At 75.9% G+C, this 3277-nt stretch carries 1 protein-coding gene and 2 pseudogenes; all 3 read left to right on the top strand.

All coding sequences use genetic code 11. The features are described from left to right. Positions 1-308 (top strand): annotated as a pseudogene (locus tag FAF44_RS52545) (hypothetical protein); the annotation flags it as partial. Continuing rightward, complete coding sequence (locus FAF44_RS52540; protein WP_237111011.1) at positions 308-1561, top strand: hypothetical protein; 1254 nt, start codon at positions 308-310, stop codon at positions 1559-1561. The pseudogene FAF44_RS52545 and the gene FAF44_RS52540, both read left to right, overlap by 1 nt. Positions 1562-1585: 24 nt before the next feature. After that, positions 1586-3277 (top strand): annotated as a pseudogene (locus FAF44_RS52535) (chromosome partitioning protein ParA); the annotation flags it as partial.

Genomic DNA, 3277 nt, shown 5'->3' with positions numbered 1-3277 from the left:
CCCAGCCCACTCCCCCGCGCTCCACCCTGCCCGATCCCGGGCCCGGGTCCGCGCTCGACTCCGCACCCGGCGCCGCCGTCGAACGGCTCACCCGGATGGCCGAGTCGCTGCTGGGCGAGTCCGCGCGGGTGGCGCTGGCCGACGTGCTCGGCTCCGACTGGGTGGCGGCGCGGCGGGTGCTGGCCGACCTGACCACCGTCGACCTGCGGCCCGAGCTGCCCTACCGGCTGGCCTGGTCCGACGGGCTGACGGTCGATCCCGATCGGGAGCCCGCGTGGCTGTCCCACGGCTACCTGGAGCGCACCTGATGAATCCGCGTGCTTCCGCGCTCGCGCACGCGCGGGTGCGTGCCCTCGGCCCCGCCCGGCTGGGCGCCGGTGAGGCGGCGGCCCCGGGGATGACCCGGCTGACGCGGCCCGACTCCACCGGCGTGGCGCTGCCCGTGTGGCCCGACGGGGTGACGCCGTCGCTGCTGGAGGAGCACCAGGTGGCGCCCATCCCCGTGGAGCGGTCCGGGGAGCAGCGGCGGGTGCTGGCGGCGGTGCTCAAGTGCTGCTGGGCCGAGCTGTCCGCCGATCCGTGGCCGGGGGATCCGGCTCCCGTGGAGCTGGTCCTCGACACCTACCGCGAGCTGATCGGCCGCACCGACGACCTGATGCGCAACTGGGCCGTCGGCGCGCTGCGGCGGCTGCACGACTCGGCGTGGGTGGTGCTGGACGACGGCGTGGTGCTGCTCGGGCCGCGCTGCGCGCTGTGGCCGGTGGAGGCGCACGCGCAGCTACGCGAGCTGGTGCGCCGCCTGCCGGAGCCGGAACGGTCCGAGCTGACCGTGGTGGGCGACGCCGACATCGTCGCCGCCGCCCGCGCGGGGGCCCCGGACGAGTCCCCGGCTGAGATCGCCGGGGTCGCCGGGCGGGTCGAGGGGGGCGCGGCCGAGTTCGACGACCTGCTGGGCGGCTACGACGAGCGGCGGCGGGCGGAGCTGGTGGCGGCGTTCATGGTGGTGGAGCACGCCGCCGAACCGGTGCAGGAGGTGCGCTTCGCCGCCCTGCGCGACCCGGCGCTGCGGCACACGCTGGGCGAGATGCTGGCCAGGCGCGGCCGTACGCTGATCCAGCACCGCGACCGCTGGATCTCCGGCTACGACGACGCGGTCACCGCCGAGACCGGCGCGGCGGCGGCGGGGGCGGGGGCACGGCTCGGGGTGAGCGAGCGGGCGGTGCTGACGCTCGTGCTGGTGCACTCCGTGGCCATCCCGCGCGCCGAGGGGCTGCTGCCCGAAGACTCCTGGTTGTCGCCGCACCCCACACCGGCCGACGAACTGCGCCGCCACACCCAGCTCCCGATCGGCGAGCTGGAGGCGGCGCTGCGGACGTTGCGGCACGCGGGGCTGCTCGGCCAGGTGAAGGCGGGCGAGGAGGCGGGCGGTTACGTGCCGGGGCCGCAGTTCCACCGGCTCACTCCGGCGGCGCGGCGGCGGTTGCAGGAGGAGCTGATCCTGGCGGCCGGGCCGAACACGCCGCTGGCGGCGGCCGTACTGGCGCGAAGATCAGCCAGATGAGGCACATGTCAGCTTTTGTCACGGATGGAAGGGTTACGGGGGTTCGAGGTGTCGCAGGTGGAGAACGTCGTCGGAGACCGGGTGCTGATCGCCATGCAGGCGGTCAACATCTCACGGCTGTCCACCCATCCGGTGCCCACGGTCCCCGGCACGCTCATCGTCGTGGCGGGCGCGGGGCCGAAGGACTCCAACGGGGCGGGCAAGTCATCGTTCATCGCCTCGATCACGGCGCTGCTCGGTGACGAGCAGTGGCGCTTCGCCTCGGGCGCCAAGGCGGTCTCGGAGCTGCTCTTCAACGCCGAACTGGCCAGCGGCGCGGGCAGCCGGCAGTGGGCGAGCGCCGACCACGGCTACATCGTGGGCGTCTTCGGGCCGCCCGGGATGAACGGCTTCGAGCCGTCCGAGCCCGCCGGGCCCGCCGCCGAACCGGGCGCGGAGCCCGACGACGGTGAGGAGCTGTTCGAGGTGCCCGACACCTCGGGCGGGGCCGTCACGGTGTGGCTGAGGGTGAACCAGGAGGCGCCGCACCTGGAGGTCCGGTGGTGGGAGGGCGTGCGGCTCGCGGCGTCCCCGTCCGAGGCCGAACGGGTGGCGCGGGCCGACGAGATCTGGGCGGCGCTGCCGAAGTCGGCCGGGCGGCGCGACGTCGTGGCCCGCGACCTGACCAAGGTGCTCTACGGCGACAAGGTCAGGTGCGTGTCGTTCCTGTCCACGTCCGTACGCAGCAAGGTCGCCACCAACCTGCTCTCCCAGCCGCTCAACGAGATCTCCCCCGAACGCGTCTTCGAGGCGATCGCCGCGCTGACCGGCCTCGACGCGGAGCTGGAGCAGGAGCGCGAGGCCCGCCGCGACGAGCACGCCAAGCACGTACGGGCGGCGCAGGCGGCCGAGCGGCTGGCCGAGTTCGAGGCCGAGTCGAAGGCGCTGCTGACCACGTTCGACCGGCGCGACCAGGCCCGCGTCCGGCTGGCGGACGCGCTGCGCTGCTGGCGCGGCCGGCAGGCGCGCAAACTGGCCGACGCCGCCGCCAAGGACGAGGCGCTGGAGGCCGACCTCGACCGCCACCGCGCGGCGGGCGCGACGGCGGCCGAGGCGATCGCCATGGTCAAGGCCGAGATCACCACGCTCAGGGAGGACACCCTCGACCGTCAGGTCTCGCAGGCGCGCAAGGAACTGGTGGCCCAGCAGGCGCGGGCGGCCAAGCTCGACGCCGACCGCGCCGTGGCCGAGAACTCCGCCGACGAGCTGCGCGGGCAGATCCCGGCGCTGGAGGAGAGCCGCCGGTTCGCCGACGGGCGCGACGTCCCGGCGGCCGAGCGGGAGCTGCGCGAGGTGCGGCTGCGGCTCAACGAGGCGCTCAAGGCCCTGGGGGTGGCCGACCGGGAGGTGGCCTCCGCCCAGGCGGCGCTCGACGACGCCGAGGGCGGCCCGGCCGCGGCCCAGCTCGACGCGCTGGCGGGGGCCGGGATCGGCGCGACCGGCCTGCTCGACGCCCTCGACGTGGCCGAGCAGGCCCGCGACGCCGCCCACACCCCTTCCTCCGCCGGTGAGGGCGCCGGTGAGGGCGCCGGGGAGGGCGCGGGCGGCGGGCAGGAGCTGGGTGCGGCGCTCAAGGCGCGCTTCGGCAAGGGGGCCGGTGGGGCGCGCGCGGGCGGGCTCGCGCTGGGCGAACTGCGCGGCTGGCCCAACGAGCACGCCGTGATCGTGGACGCCGCG

The sequence above is a fragment of the Nonomuraea sp. MG754425 genome, assembly GCF_021699195.1.
Taxonomy (GTDB): domain Bacteria; phylum Actinomycetota; class Actinomycetes; order Streptosporangiales; family Streptosporangiaceae; genus Nonomuraea.
Note: the sequence above shows the minus strand (reverse complement) of the source record. Positions and strands in the feature narration are given on the sequence as shown.

What these genes read in the sequence shown, in the direction of transcription:
- FAF44_RS52540 (WP_237111011.1), top strand. Translation starts at nt 308, where the DNA reads ATGAATCCGCGTGCTTCCGCGCTCGCGCACGCGCGGGTGCGTGCCCTC.